Annotated in this window: 9 protein-coding genes and 1 pseudogene; 4 read left to right on the forward strand and 6 right to left on the reverse strand. The window is 65.9% G+C overall.

The features are described 5' to 3' along the window. Positions 1-25: 25 nt before the first annotated feature. Positions 26-1,663, reverse strand: a complete 1,638-nt coding sequence (locus tag AB4Y36_RS31055) for a GMC family oxidoreductase (protein ID WP_368619776.1) — start codon at positions 1,661-1,663, stop codon at positions 26-28. 167 nt (positions 1,664-1,830) lie between these two features. Further along, positions 1,831-2,694, reverse strand: coding sequence for an IclR family transcriptional regulator (locus AB4Y36_RS31060; RefSeq protein WP_342948034.1), 864 nt, complete (start codon positions 2,692-2,694; stop codon positions 1,831-1,833). 332 nt (positions 2,695-3,026) lie between these two features. Between AB4Y36_RS31060 and AB4Y36_RS31065 the strand changes: the two genes are divergently transcribed. From AB4Y36_RS31065 to AB4Y36_RS31080, 4 genes are all read left to right on the forward strand, one after another. Beyond that, positions 3,027-4,442 (forward strand): NAD(P)/FAD-dependent oxidoreductase, encoded by a 1,416-nt coding sequence (locus AB4Y36_RS31065; protein WP_368685029.1) that lies wholly within the window; start codon positions 3,027-3,029, stop codon positions 4,440-4,442. A 629-nt stretch (positions 4,443-5,071) separates the two neighbouring features. Next, positions 5,072-6,541, forward strand: coding sequence for an amino acid permease (locus tag AB4Y36_RS31070; RefSeq protein WP_368685030.1), 1,470 nt, complete (start codon positions 5,072-5,074; stop codon positions 6,539-6,541). A 59-nt stretch (positions 6,542-6,600) separates the two neighbouring features. After that, positions 6,601-7,593: an AAA family ATPase gene (locus AB4Y36_RS31075; RefSeq protein WP_368685082.1), complete on the forward strand. Its 993-nt coding sequence runs from the start codon at positions 6,601-6,603 to the stop codon at positions 7,591-7,593. Next, positions 7,590-9,317, forward strand: coding sequence for a cobalt chelatase (locus tag AB4Y36_RS31080; protein WP_368685031.1), 1,728 nt, complete (start codon positions 7,590-7,592; stop codon positions 9,315-9,317). The genes AB4Y36_RS31075 and AB4Y36_RS31080 overlap by 4 nt, the downstream gene beginning before the upstream one ends. Before the next feature lie 60 nt (positions 9,318-9,377). On the opposite strand, the pseudogene AB4Y36_RS31085 reads toward AB4Y36_RS31080, so the two are convergent. The 4 genes and pseudogenes from AB4Y36_RS31085 to AB4Y36_RS31100 all read right to left on the reverse strand — a co-directional run bounded on the left by AB4Y36_RS31085 (position 9,378) and on the right by AB4Y36_RS31100 (position 13,716). Beyond that, a pseudogene (locus tag AB4Y36_RS31085) lies at positions 9,378-10,138 on the reverse strand (TSUP family transporter). Further along, entirely contained in the window at positions 10,135-11,175 is a 1,041-nt protein-coding gene (pta, locus tag AB4Y36_RS31090) for a phosphate acetyltransferase (RefSeq protein WP_368685032.1), read from the reverse strand. The pseudogene AB4Y36_RS31085 and the gene pta overlap by 4 nt, the downstream one beginning before the upstream one ends. A 166-nt stretch (positions 11,176-11,341) precedes the next feature. Beyond that, positions 11,342-13,153, reverse strand: coding sequence for a sulfoacetaldehyde acetyltransferase (gene xsc, locus AB4Y36_RS31095; protein ID WP_069267250.1), 1,812 nt, complete (start codon positions 13,151-13,153; stop codon positions 11,342-11,344). A 158-nt stretch (positions 13,154-13,311) separates the two neighbouring features. After that, on the reverse strand, positions 13,312-13,716 hold the full coding sequence (locus AB4Y36_RS31100) for a nuclear transport factor 2 family protein (protein WP_342948028.1): 405 nt from the start codon (positions 13,714-13,716) through the stop codon (positions 13,312-13,314). Positions 13,717-13,850: the final 134 nt, after the last annotated feature.

Genomic DNA, 13,850 nt, shown 5'->3' on the forward strand with positions numbered 1-13,850 from the left:
GCCTGAGCCACTGCGTGTGGTGACTTCAGGGGTGGGCCTCGGCATGCTCCCGTTGCGGCTCGGTGAGGCTCGCGTGGTCCTCGAGAATCATATCGGCGGCTTTCTCCGCGATCATGATCACGGGGGCGTTGGTGTTGCCTGAGACGAGCTCGGGCATGATCGACGCATCGACGACGCGCAGCGCAGCGACGCCATGCACACGCAGGCGTTCGTCGACGACCGCGCTCGCGTCGCGGCCCATCTTGCAGGTGCCCGCGGGGTGATAGATGGACTGGCTGAACTGGCGCGCCGCATCGAGCAATTCGGCATCGCTTTGATACCGCTCGCCGGGCACGAACTCGGACACGATGTGCGGCGCAAGCGCCGGCGCGGCGGCGATGCGGCGCGCCACCCGAATGCCGCCAATCACGACGGGATGGTCGCGCGGATCGGACAGATAGTTGGCGCGGATGGCGGGGTACTGGAGCGGGTCGGTGGAGCGGATTTCGACGCTGCCGCGGCTATGGGGCCGCAACTGGCAGACGGACGCCGTGAACGCCGAAAAGGGATGCGCGCCCTGGCCGGGCTTGTCGGCACTCAGCGGCTGCATGTGGAACTGGATGTCGGGGCGCTCGACCGCAGGGCTCGATCGCGTGAAGATCGCCACCTGGCTGGCCGCCAGCGTGAGCGGCCCGGTGCGCCAGAGCGCGTATTGCAGGCCGATCCACGCCTTGCGCAACGGATGGTTGACCTCGTCGTTGAGCGTGCGTTCGCGCGTGCGGAACACGAGCCGCACCTGAAGATGGTCCTGCAGGTTCTGACCGACGCCCGGCAAATCGTGCAGCACGGCAACGCCCGCATTGCGCAAGACGTGCGCAGGGCCCACTCCGGAGTGCTGAAGAATTTGCGGCGAACCGATCGCACCCGAAGCAAGAATGACCTCGATGCGCGCCCGTGCGCGCTTTTTCACGCCGTCCTGCAGATACTCCACGCCGACCGCGCGGCGCCCTTCGAACAGGATCCGGGTCGTCTGCGCCCGCGTTTCCACGATCAGATTGCTGCGTTTGCGTGCCGGTTTGAGAAAGCCCTTCGCGGTGCTCCAGCGAAAGCCGTTATAGGCCGTCTGCTGAAAGTAGCCGACCCCTTCCTGGAACTCGCCGTTGTAGTCCTGATTGAGCGGGATGCCGATTTCCTGTGCGGCGGCGATGAAATGATCGGCGATGGGGCGGCGCAAGCGCAGGTCGGAGACTTTCAGCGGTCCACCTACGCCGTGCCACGCGTTCGCGCCGCGCTCCTGGTCCTCGGACTTCCTGAAATACGGGAGAACGTCCGCATAACTCCAGCCGCGATTACCGAGCGCCGCCCAACGATCGTAGTCCTCACGCTGCCCGCGCACGTAGAGCAGGCCGTTGAGCGAACTCGATCCGCCGAGCACTTTGCCACGCGGCCAGTCGATCTGCCGGCCGGCCACGCCTTCGTCCGGCTCGGTGCGATAGCACCAGTCGAGCGTGGGGTTGTGCATGGTCTTGAAGTACCCGACCGGCACGTGGATCCACGGATTGTTGTCCTCGCCACCCGCTTCGAGCAGCAGCACGGCGTTGCGCGCGTCGGCACTGAGCCGGTGGGCAAGCACGCAACCGGCCGATCCGGCGCCGACGATCAGGTAGTCGACCTCATGGTCCATGAATCCCGTCTCCTCGAAATCCAGGGGCGGCATGACGCGCCGCGTTTTCGGATCAATGTCGGGGAAGGGGATGCCGACCGCAAGCGGCGATCGTGCGCACGGGCCGAAAGTGAAACGGAAACTGCCGAAACGGAATCAGAAAGCCACGGCGCTGCGCCGGGGCCCGCTCAGGCGAGCGAGAGCCCCTGGAGCAGCGGCGCGAGCCGGCTCGCCGTCTGCTTCATGCGGCCCACCGACTCCAGCAGTTCCTCGAGGGTCGCGCGCGCGGTCGGGGCATGCACGGCGAGCGCGGCGAGCACGCGTTTGCTGGCGGGGTCGCGCACGGGCACCGCGATCGCCACCATGCCGCGCACGAACTCTTCGTTGTCGATGCCGATGCCGCGCACCGCGAGCTGTTCAAGCTCGGCCGCGAGCGCCTTGGGGGCGGTCAGGGTGCGGTGCGTCATCTTCGTCAGCACGAGGCGTTCGAGCAGCGCGTTGCGCTCGAGCACGCTCATCTGCGAGAGAAAGAGCTTGCCGCTCGCGGTGCAGTGCAGCGGAACATGCATGCCCGGACGCATCTCCATGCGCAAGGGCTCCGTCGTCTCGACACGCTCGATATAAAGCACGCGGTCGCCGTCGAGCGCGGTGAGATTGCAGGTTTCGCCGAGCGATTCCACGAGGGTGCGCAGCAGCACGCGGCACGAACGCGTGAAGGTGTTGTTGGCGAGGGTGGCGAGCGCGAGCTGCGCCGCCCGCGGGCCCAGCGCGATGCTGCGGTCGTGCCCGCGCGAATCGGGCATGTGGATCACGTAGCCGCGCGCCTCGAGCGAATCGATGAGCCGCAGCAGCGTCGCCTTGGGAATGTGCAGCCGCGCGGACAACTGTGAAAGCGTGTACGGCTGGCCCGCGGACGCCAGTTGCTCCAGCACCACGAGCGCGCGCAGCACGCGGGCGTCGTCCGCCGACGTCTCTTCGCGCAGCGCGGGGGCGTGGTCTTGCGCCCTGATTTGCGGTGGGGTTTGCGTCGTCGCTCGCGCTGTGTCGCGCATCGGTCTCCTCCTGAAGAGCATGGAAATGAAACGAATTGTTCGAGTTTCCGGGCTTTTTTCAGTATGAGCGCAAAGTTCGCGGCGTTACGTAGCGGATTACCCCGATATGTCATGCAAATGATTCCCGCGCCGTATCAGGCCGCTGTACCAGGCGATACCGGTCCACTGGCTCTACCTGCGCAATTCTGGTCTGCCTAGAATTTTTCCCAACAGAGCGCCAAAGAACGACGACAGCTTTGCAAGGAGACAGGCATGACGAACAGGCAGTCGGCAGGAACCGCTCTCGCAGCGGAGCGTGCGAGCGTCTTCACGAAGCCTGTGGAGCATTGATCATGGGATACAGCACAGTCGATCCCACCGCCGCCGGCTTTGCCGCGAGCGATTGCGGCTCCACGAAGTACGACCCCAGGTACGATCCGCTCGTCTCGCCGGGCCCTGGCGTCGGCAAGGATTACGCGCCGACCTACTGGGTCGCGACGGCAGGCAGCCCGCCGCCCGACGACGGGCCCGTCACGAGGGATCTCGACGTGGACGTCGCGATCATCGGCGCGGGCTACACGGGGCTCGCCACGGCGCTCTGCCTCGCACGCGAGCATGGCATCAAGGCCGTGGTGCTGGAGGCGAACCGCACGAGCTGGGGCTGCAGCAGCCGCAATGGCGGACAGGGGCAGAACGCCTCGGGGCGCCTCTCGCGTTCGCAATGGATCGAGCGCTGGGGCAAGGATATCGCCCTGAAAATGCACGACGAGATCCAGCAGGGCTTCGATCATTTCAAGGAGCTCGTTGCCCAGATCGATTGCGATCCGCAGCCGGGCGGTCACTTCCTGATCGCCCACCGGCCGCGCATCATGGCGAAGCTCGCCGCCGAAGCGAAGGTCTGGAAGGACGTATTCGGCTACCCGTCTGAGCTATTGAGCGCGCAGACGTTTCGCCGCGAGTTCGTCGACGACCACGAGGCGGCCGGCGCGCTGCACGAGCCCGAAGGGATCGGCATTCACGCGCTGAAGCTGGCCTTCGGTTATCTGCGCCTCGCACGCGCTGCTGGCGCGAAGGTCCACACGAGCAGCCCGGTGATGGGATGGGAGACCATCAACGGCGTGCATCACTTGCGCACGCCGGGCGGCATCGTGCGGGCGCGGGCGGTTGGCATTGCGACCGGTGCATACACGGCGCAGACGCTGCATCCCACGCTGCGCAGCAAGGTCATGCCGATTCTCTCTAACTCGATGGTTACGCGTCCGCTTACCGAAGCCGAGATTGCCGCTTGCGGCTTTCGGACGACTCAGGTGCTTACGGATACGCGCACGTTGCGCTTTTACTATCGGTTCTTGCCCGATTTGCGATTGCAGATTGGCAGCCGTAGCGCGATTACCGGCGAGGATGCGCCTAATCCGCGGCATCTCGATTTGCTCAAGGAAGGCATGGCGCGCAAGTTTCCGGCGCTGCGTGGCGTGCAGATCGATTATTCGTGGTGGGGGTGGGTCGATGTGAGCCATGACATGATGCCTCGCGTATGTCAGCCCGATCCGCGGCAATCGGTGTTTTATGCACTTGGCTATGGGGGTAATGGCGTGTCTTATTCTCAGCAGGCGGGGAGGCGGCTTGCTGAGCGTATCGCGGGTAAGGGTGGACAGCTTACGCTGCCGATTTTTACTACGCCGTTGCCTGGGCATCCGTTTGCGCCGTTCCGGCGGATCGGGCAGAGGATGCTTTATTTGCAGTATTTCAGGCGGGATGAGAAGGCTTGAGGTTTGGGTTTTGGGTTTTCTTGTGTTCGCGTCGGTCTGCATGCGTTGCCCCTGTGCGGGGCGGCACCTACTTTCTTTGCGGCGGCAAAGAAAGTAGGCAAAGAAAGCCGCTCACACCGCCAGCGCCTGCCACAGTTCACATCTCGACGTACATGGTGAATGGCTCCGGAGCGTCTGTCACCTCTCGCCCCCAAACGGAGTGACAAGGCGCTCATCCTTCCGGCGGCGCTCCGCGCGCCGAAGGGCATAACCAAACACCAACGGGGCACGAGTTTTCGCGAATGCACATTCATGCCCCCCGTTTTCCCTTGCAGACCCAACCGCAGCGCGCGAAGCGAGCAGCGGGATGAATGAGCGCATTGTCACTGACATTGAAGGTGCGAGGCGACAGACGCTCCGGAGCCATTCACCATTTATGGCGAGATGTGAACTGTGGCAGGCATTGGCGGTTTGAGCGGCTTTCTTTGCCTACTTTCTTTGCCGCCGCAAAGAAAGTAGGTGCCGCCCCGCACAGGGGCAACCCAGGCAGACCGACGCGAAAACAAGAAAACCCACAAAACCCAAAACAAAAAAAAAGCGCCACCCAAAAAGGCGCCCCGAAAACCGAATCCGATATCTGTGGAGGTGACATGCAACCCCCGAAGGAAAACCAGGAACTGAAGTGCGGCCTAAAGCAGCGCCACATGACGATGATCGCGCTAGGCGGCGTGATAGGCGCCGGCCTCTTTGTCGGCAGCGGCGTCGTGATCCAGCAAACTGGACCAGCCGCCGTGCTCTCCTTCCTCATCACCGGCGGCCTCGTCGTGCTAGTCATGCGCATGCTCGGCGAAATGGCCTGCGCCATGCCCGCAGTCGGTTCGTTCTACGAATATGCACGCCTCGCATTCGCCACCTGGCGCGGACCGGGCAAGCTGGCAGGATTCCTCACCGGCTGGATGTACTGGTACTTCTGGGTCATCGTGGTCGCCGTCGAGGCGGTGGCAGGCGCCAAGCTCGTCCAGTTCTGGCTGCCCGACGCGCCCGCCTGGCTCATCAGCCTCGTATTGCTCGTGCTCCTGAGCGCAACGAACCTGATCTCGGTGGGCAGCTACGGCGAATTCGAATTCTGGTTCTCCTCGATCAAGGTCGCGGCGATCATCGTTTTCCTCTTTCTCGGCGGCCTCTATGTCCTTGGATTGTGGCCATCGTCGCTGCATACGACTGCCGTATTGCCGACGCTGCTAGGTCACGGCGGCCTCATGCCGAAGGGCATCGGCCCGGTGTTGAGCGGTGCCGTCGCGGCAACGGGCTTTTACTTCGGCGCGGAGATCGTCACGATCGCAGCGGCCGAGGCGCGCGAGCCCGCCAGGGCCGTCGCGAAGGCCACGAACTCGGTCATCACGCGCGTGCTCGTGTTCTACGTCGGTTCCGTGCTGCTCGTGGTCGCGCTCGTGCCGTGGAATTCGCCGGCCATGGCGACGCCCTATGTGAGCGCGCTCCAGGTGATGGGCTTGCCCGCCGCCGCGAACATCATGAACGCGATCGTGCTGACCGCCGTGCTCTCCGCGCTCAACTCGGGGCTCTATGCGGCCTCGCGCATGCTGTTCGCACTGACCCGCCACGGCGACGCCCCGGCGGCGCTCGCGAAAGTCAACCGTCGTGGCGTGCCGGTGCGCGCGATCCTGCTTGGCACCGTGTTCGGCTATGTGTCGGTCGTGATGTCGTACGTGTCGCCGGATACGGTGTTCGCGTTCCTCGTCAACTCGTATGGCACGGTCGCGATCTTCGTCTATCTGCTGATCGCCCTGTCGCAACTGCGCCTGCGCAAGCGCCTCGATCCGGCAGCCGTTGGCGAGCTGCGCGTGAAGATGTGGTGCTTTCCCTACCTCACGTGGGTGGCGATTGCCGGCATGGTGGGCATTCTCGTCGCGATGGCGTTCATCCCCGAGCAGCGCAAGCCGCTCTGGCTCGGCGTGGCGAGCCTCGCCGTGCTGCTCCTCACCTACACATGGCTGCAGCGCTGCGCGCGCATTCGTGAGCGTGCCCGCGACTACGCGCCGTCCTTCGCGACGTGGCCGTCCGCCGCAACTGAATCGGGCGCGGGCCGCTACGGCAAATGAAGCAGTCTGCATGCAGTCATGAACGTGACAAGGAGAACGCGATGACCACGGAACGCGCGATGGAGGGACCGGACCGCCTGGTGTCGGTGCGCGAGCGCTTCGGCTTCGATTCGAATCTCAGGGTGCCGGCCTTCGGAGGCGAGCGCGACGCCCACGTGCCGGACGTCGATGAGGCCTATCGCTTCAACCCCGAAGTCACGCTCGCGATACTCGCCGGCTTCACGCGCAACCGGCGCGTGATGGTGCAGGGGCTGCACGGCACGGGCAAGTCCACGCATATCGAACAGGTCGCCGCGCGCCTGAACTGGCCCTGCTTGCGCGTGAATCTCGACGGCCATATCAGCCGGCTCGATCTCGTCGGCAAGGACGCGATCGTGGTGCGCGACGGCCGCCAGGTCACGGAGTTCCAGGAAGGCATCGTGCCGTGGGCGCTGCAGCGTCCGGTCGCGCTGATCTTCGACGAATACGATGCGGGGCGCCCCGACGTGATGTTCGTGATCCAGCGCATTCTCGAGCGCGACGGCAGCTTCACGCTGCTCGACCAGAATCGCGTGATCCGCCCGCACGCCCACTTCCGCCTTTTCGCGACCACCAATACGATCGGCCTCGGCAATCTCAACGGCCTGTATCACGGCACGCAAATGCTGAATCACGCGCAGATGGACCGCTGGAACGTGGTCGCCACGCTCAACTACCTGCCGCGCGAGGAAGAGGCCGGCATCGTGCTCGCCCGCGTGCCGGAGATGACCGACGACGCGGGCCGCCAACTCGTCGATTCGATGATCAGCATGGCGGCAATGACGCGCAAAGGCTTCGCGACCGGCGATCTCTCCACGCTGATGTCGCCGCGCACCGTGATCGACTGGGCCGAAAACTGCCAGATTTTCCGCGATCCCGCGCTGGCGTTCCGGCTCACGTTCCTGAACAAGTGCGACGAGGCGGAGCGGCCGATCGTCGCCGAGTATTACCAGCGCTGCTTTGGCGTCGAGCTGGACCCAGCGTCCACAGCGAAGGGCGGGGAGGGCGGCGAACCGCGGGAGCCGCGCGCGTGAGCACCACGCCCACACCCGAGGCCGTGCGCACCGCGCTGCGGCGCGAGTCGCTATGCGCGGCCGCCGTGCGCGCGCTCACCGGCGACGCCGCGCTCCACTATCGCGGCGGCCGGCTTTGCCGCGAGTCGCAGCCCTTGCCGCTCTATGCGCCGCATCTGCGCAGCAACGTCTACGAGGACGAGTTCGCCTCGCTGCGCGGTGCCGCGGACGCCGCAGCGCAACGGCTTCGCCATTCCGACGCGGCATTGCACCGCCTGCTGGCTCCCGAGGCGCCGACCGAGCGTCTGCTGTTCGATCTGTTCGAGCAAGTGCGCTGTGAGGCGCAATTGCCGCCCGGCATGCCGGGACTCGCGCACAACCTGCGACATCGCTTCGAAACGTGGTCGCGCGCATATTGCCGGGCGGGCTTGACCGAAGGCCATCTCGGCATCCTGCTCTATACGGTGGCGCAGATCGTCTGGTCGCGCGTGAGCGGCTGGCCCGTGCTCGACGAGACCGAGGATCTGATCGAAGCGACGCGCGCCGGCATCGTGCCTGCAATCGGCGTGCAGCTTGCGGGGCTGCGTACGACTCGCGCAGATCAACGCGCCTATGCGGCGCATGCGCGCGAGCTGGCACGCCGCGTCGCGATGATGCTCGACGATGCGCGCGCGGCAAATGCAGGGGACGACGCCGAGGAAGCGCGCGCACCCGACGACGCCTTGACGTCGTTCTCGCTGTGGGTCGACTTCGACGAAACGAGTGTCGAGCTGCCCGCACTCGCGCCGACCGGCGTGAGCCGCGTGCTGGCCGAAGCGGCGAATGGCTATCGCGCATACACGACGCAGTACGACCGCGAGATCCGGCCCGCCACGCGCGTGCGCGAAGCGCTGCTGCGCGAGTATCGCGAGCGGCTCGATGAGCGCATCGCCGCGTGCGGCATCAACGTTGCGCGCCTGGCGCGCGCGCTGCAGACGGCGATTGCGGTGCCGCAGCGCGATGGCTGGCTTTTCGGCGAAGAGGACGGCCGCATCGACGGCAGACGCCTCGCGCAGGTCGTCAGCTCGCCCGCAGAGCGCCGCGTGTTCAGGCGCGAGCGATTCGAGCCGCGCAGCGATTGCGTAGTGGGCTTCCTGATCGATTGCTCGGGGTCGATGAAGGCGCATATCGAGCCCGTCGCGATGATGGTCGATCTGCTCGCCCGTGCATGCGAGCAGGCGGGAATCGCGACAGAGGTGCTCGGCTTCACGACGCTCGCCTGGAACGGCGGCCGCGCGCGTGCGGACTGGCTCGCGGGCGGGCGGCCGCCGCATCCGGGGCGCCTGAACGAGACCTGCCACATGGTGTTCAAGTCCGCCGACGAGAGCTGGCGGCGCGCTCGCCCGGCCATCGCCGCGCTGCTCAAGGCGGACCTGTTTCGCGAGGGCGTGGACGGGGAGGCCGTCGAATGGGCGTGCGCGCGGCTCGCTGGCCGCGCGGAGGCGCGGCGCATTCTCGTCGTGATTTCGGACGGCAGCCCGATGGACACGGCCACGGCGCAGACGAACGACGCGTTCTATCTCGACAATCACCTGAAGGAGGTGGTCGCGCGCCACGAGGCAATGCGCGACGTCGACGTGATCGGGCTCGGTGTCGGGCTGGACCTCAGTCCTTACTACCGGCATTGCGTTGCGCTCGACTCCGCTGAGCCTCTGGACATGAAGCGGCTGGTCGCTCTCGCGCAATGGATCGGTGCGCCGCGTTAGTGCGATGGAGGCACCCTGTGCACAGGTGTCGATTCCTGCACGGGCGATCCGCAGCTCACATCAAACCAACAGTTCCTTCACCGCACACAGCACGAGCGAGGCGCCGATGATCATCAGCACGCCGAACGCCAGCCTGCGCATCGCGAGGGAAGACAGCGGCGGCGGGTAGTGGCGCGCCGCGAGCGTCATCAGCATCACGACCGGCGCGGCGAGCGCGGCCTCGATGCAGATCGAAGCGGGAAGCTCGCCCTCCCAGGCGCTGAACATCACACGTACAAGCGACGTCACCGTGAAGAGCAGGATCAACGCGCAGCGAATCTCGATCAGCTTGAGCGGCTGGCGATAGAACTGGAAGATGAGCGGCGGCCCGGACACGCCGAACATGCCGCTCAGCAGGCCGCCGAATACGCCGCTCACGAAAAAGCTGCGGTTCCCCGAGCGTTGGGCGAGCGGCACGGGCCGCAGCGCGGCGCTCAAACCGCCATACAGCACGACGGCGCCGAGCAGCAATTGCAGCATGCCGGAGGCCGAGGCGCTCAGGTAGTCGAGCACCATCACGCCCACTACGACCGAAGGCAGCACGCCGAGCGTCGCGGCGCCCACGGCCCGCCAGTCGATATGGTGGAGCTTGCCGGGCAGTGCGGCCGCGCTGTTCGCGAGCGTAACGAGGCTCAGCAGGGTGGCGATGCTTGCGAGCGGCGCGAGGCTGAAGCCGCTCGTGGCGCCCATCACGATCATGCTGAGGCCGAAGCCCGGATCGTCTGAAAATAACTGGCTGCGCCGATCAAGGCGATCAGCACCAGGACCTTCTCATGCGTCATGCTGCGTGGGGTTCCTTCGAGTGAGTGACGTCGCGTTGGCGGGCCGTCTGCGCCTGGACCGCCGTGGTGGCGATCACGTAATAGATATCCTCGGGGCAGCAGCCGCGCGAAAGATCGTTGGCGGGCCGGTTCAGGCCCTGCATCAGCGGGCCGATGGCCTTCGCGCCGCCAAGACGCTCGGCGAGCTTGTAGCCGATATTGCCCGCATCGAGATTCGGGAAGACCAGCACGTTCGCGTGGCCGCCGCACTGCGAGTGCTCGATCTTGCGCTCGGCGATCTCCGCCACGAGCGCCGCGTCGAGCTGCACGTCGCCGTCCACGCAAAGGGCGGGGCGTTGCTCGTGCACGCGCCGCGTCGCCTCGATCACCTTGTCCACGTTCGCATGGTGGGCGCTGCCGCTCGTCGAGAACGACAGCATCGCGACGCGCGGCTCTTCCATCAGCAGGCTGCGCGCGCTGTCGGCGGCGGCCATGGCGATCTCGGCGAGCTGTGCGGCGTCGGGGTCCACCACGAGCGCGCAGTCGGAAAAGATCAGGCCGCCTTTGTAGCGATGAAACGGCTCGCACAGCATCATCAGGAAGAAGCTCGAGACGAGCCTGAACGACGGCTCGACGCCGATCAGCTGGATGGCCGAGCGCACCACGTCGGCGCTCGTGTGAACGGCGCCTGCCACCGAACCGTCCGCGTGGCCGAGACGCACCATCAGGTTGGCGAAGACGAGCGGCTTCGCGGCCTCGTCCCACGCGAGCGCGGGCGTCATGCCCTTGGCACCGCGCAGCGTGACCAGTTCGTCGGCGAAGGCCGTGCGCCATGCGCTTTTTTGCGGGTCGATCAGCATGATCTCGCCGAGATCGACCGACTCGCGCGCCGCGGCCACACGGATCGCGCCCGGTTCGCCCAAGAGCATGATGCGCGCAATGCCCTCCTGGTGCGCGCGCGCCGCTGCGGCGAGCACGCGTGGGTCATCGGCTTCGCACAGCACGATGCGCATGGGCGCGAGGCGGGCACTTTCGACGATACGGTTCAGGGCTTTCATGGTGTCATGGGCTCATGGACGCACAAACGGACGGACTCACGCCAGCAACTGGCGTGTCCAGACGAAAACCGGCCACAAGCGGATGCTCCGCCTGCGGCCGGCGATCGGAGGCAGCCCGCGCGCACCTGCCTGCAACGTACGGCGCGCGCGGGCTGCGGCTGGCCCTTCAGACGAAGTCCTTGTACTTGTCGAGCAGGCGCACGGGCTTAGAAAGCGCGTCGCGGCGGAACGGATCGCCGAGTTCGCGCGTGCACATGATCTCGACGATGGTCGTCTTGCCCTGGTTCATCTGCAGATCGATCGCGCGCTTGAGCGCCGGGCCCACGTCCTCGAGCTTGTCCACCACGATGCCCTCCGCGCCCATCGCCTTCGCAATGCCGGCGAAGCTCGGGCTGTCCAGCTCGCCCGCCACAAAGCGGCGATCGTAGAAGTCCACCTGGTTCTTCTTCTCGGCGCCCCATTGGCGGTTATGGAAAACAACGGCCGTCACCGGAATGTTGTGGCGCACGCAGGTGAGCGTTTCCATCAGGCTCATGCCCCAGGCGCCGTCGCCCGCATACGAGATCGCGGGGCGGTGGGGCGCGGCCACCTTCGCGCCGATGATGGTCGGGAACGCATAGCCGCAGTTGCCCCAACTCATCGCGGCGAAGAGGCTGCGCGGCTTGTTGAAGCGCAGATAGCTGTTCGCGACGGAGTTGATGTTGCCGATGTCGGTCGACACCATGACGTCCTCGGGCATCGCCTTCTCGAGTTCGCGCAGCACCTGGCGCGGATGCAGATACTCGCCGCCTGTCGGCGTGCGCTCGTGCTTCTGCTCTTCGATCATGTCGAGGCTGTAGGCGTCGCGCTCGTGCGTCCACGAGTCGAGTTCCTTTTCCCATGCGGCCTTTTCGGTGGCGATCTGGTCGGCGCGCTCGGCGCGGTTGGCGTCGCTCGCGAGGGTGCGGTTCGCGAGGCGCTCGGTCAGCGCCTGCGCCGAAGCCTTCGCGTCGCCGCAGATGCCCACCGAAATCTTCTTCACGAGACCGAGCATCTTGTGATCGGCGTCGATCTGGATGATCTTCGCGTCTTTTGGCCAGTAGTCCATACCATGTTGCGGCAGCGTGCCGAACGGTCCGAGGCGCGAGCCCAGCGCAATCACGACGTCCGCGCGCGAGATCAGCTTCATCGCGGCCTTCGATCCCTGGTAGCCGAGCGGGCCGCACCAGAGCGGATGATTCGCGGGGAACGAGTCGTTGTGCAAGTAGCTGTTCACGACGGGCGCACCGAGCCGTTCGGCGAGCGCCTTGCACTCCTCGATTGCATCGCCCATCACGACGCCGCCGCCCGAGATGATGACGGGGAACTTCGCGGCCGCGATCAGATCCGCCGCTTCGTTGAGACTTTCGTCGCCGCCGGGGCCGCGGTCGAGCCGGCGCGGCTGCGGAATCTCGGCCTTGATCTTGCCGTAGAAGTAGTCGCGCGGAATGTTCAGCTGGGTCGGGCCCATTTCGGACATGGCGCGGTCGAAGCAGCGCGCGGTGTACTCGGCCATGCGCGCGGGGTTCGTCACGTGGCCCTGGTACTTCGTGAACTCCTGGAACATCGGCAACTGATTCGCTTCCTGGAAGCCGCCGAGGCCGATGCCCATCGTGCCCGCCTCGGGCGTGACGATCACGACCGGGCTGTGGGCCCAGTACGCCGCCGCGATGGCCGTCACGCAGTTGCTGATGCCGGGACCGTTCTGGCCGATCACGACGCCGTGGCGGCCTGACACGCGCGAGTAGCCGTCGGCCATGTGCGCCGCGCCCTGCTCGTGAACCACAGGAATGAGGCGAATGCCGGCGGGCGCGAAGATGTCCATCGCATCCATGAACGCGGAGCCCATGATGCCGAACATGTCGGTCACGCCGTTGGCCGCGAGGGTTTCGACAAAGGCCTCGGACGGGGTCATGTCCTGCGGGCCGCTGGCCGTCTGGGTAGGGGTCTTTTCGCTCATCAACTGTCTCCGGGTTATCGTTTGACGGAATGCCGTGGTTTGAATGCTATTCGGCGCCCGATGAGGGTCAAGGGATTCCGTCCTTGAGGGGTGAATCTGAAATGGAATGGAACGATTCGTTTCAAAACACTGGCGACCGCTGCGCCGCTGTACGCGGGTCAGGCGGACTGCTTCGGCCGTTCCTTGCGGAACGCGCGCTTCACGGCGATCAGGCCGTCGCGGAACTCGAAGAGATCGCAGCCTTCGGCCTCGATCCGCCAGCCTTCGGCATGCGTGCCACTGAACAGCCATTCGGATACGCCGCGTTGGCCCGCGACGTAGTGGCGGCCCTTGCCCCAATGGGCGTCGGGGAACGTGCGGAAGACCGCTTCGAAAGCAGCGCGCACCGCCTCACGCCCGACGAAGCGGGTGCCATACACTTCGGGACCGCCGGCCGCATCGAACACGCAGTCTTCGGTCATGAACCGCATCAGCGCGTCGGCGTCATGACGGTTGAAGGCATCGGAAAAGGCGGCGAGCGTGTCGGCCGTGACGGCGGGTTGGGCGCTGAGCGTGTCTGCCATACGTGTCTCCAGTGGAAAAGCTGGTGCCGCGCGGTGCGCGAGGACTCGCGCGCGGCACGGTATAGCGACACGTTAGGGTTTGCGAGGCGAGGGCGGTAGCACCAGTGCGGAGCTTTCGCCTGGGCCAGCGCCCG

The organism is Paraburkholderia sp. BR10936 (assembly GCF_040965735.1).
In the GTDB taxonomy this organism is placed as follows: Bacteria; Pseudomonadota; Gammaproteobacteria; order Burkholderiales; family Burkholderiaceae; genus Paraburkholderia; species Paraburkholderia nodosa_A.

Bases quoted from the DNA above. Each gene is read 5' to 3' on its own strand.
- AB4Y36_RS31070 (WP_368685030.1), top strand. From the start codon at position 5,072: ATGCAACCCCCGAAGGAAAACCAGGAACTGAAGTGCGGCCTAAAGCAG.
- AB4Y36_RS31100 (WP_342948028.1), bottom strand. From the start codon at position 13,716: ATGGCAGACACGCTCAGCGCCCAACCCGCCGTCACGGCCGACACGCTC.
- AB4Y36_RS31075 (WP_368685082.1), top strand. From the start codon at position 6,601: ATGGAGGGACCGGACCGCCTGGTGTCGGTGCGCGAGCGCTTCGGCTTC.
- AB4Y36_RS31060 (WP_342948034.1), bottom strand. From the start codon at position 2,694: ATGCGCGACACAGCGCGAGCGACGACGCAAACCCCACCGCAAATCAGG.
- pta (WP_368685032.1), bottom strand. From the start codon at position 11,175: ATGAAAGCCCTGAACCGTATCGTCGAAAGTGCCCGCCTCGCGCCCATG.
- AB4Y36_RS31055 (WP_368619776.1), bottom strand. From the start codon at position 1,663: ATGGACCATGAGGTCGACTACCTGATCGTCGGCGCCGGATCGGCCGGT.
- xsc (WP_069267250.1), bottom strand. From the start codon at position 13,153: ATGAGCGAAAAGACCCCTACCCAGACGGCCAGCGGCCCGCAGGACATG.
- AB4Y36_RS31065 (WP_368685029.1), top strand. From the start codon at position 3,027: ATGGGATACAGCACAGTCGATCCCACCGCCGCCGGCTTTGCCGCGAGC.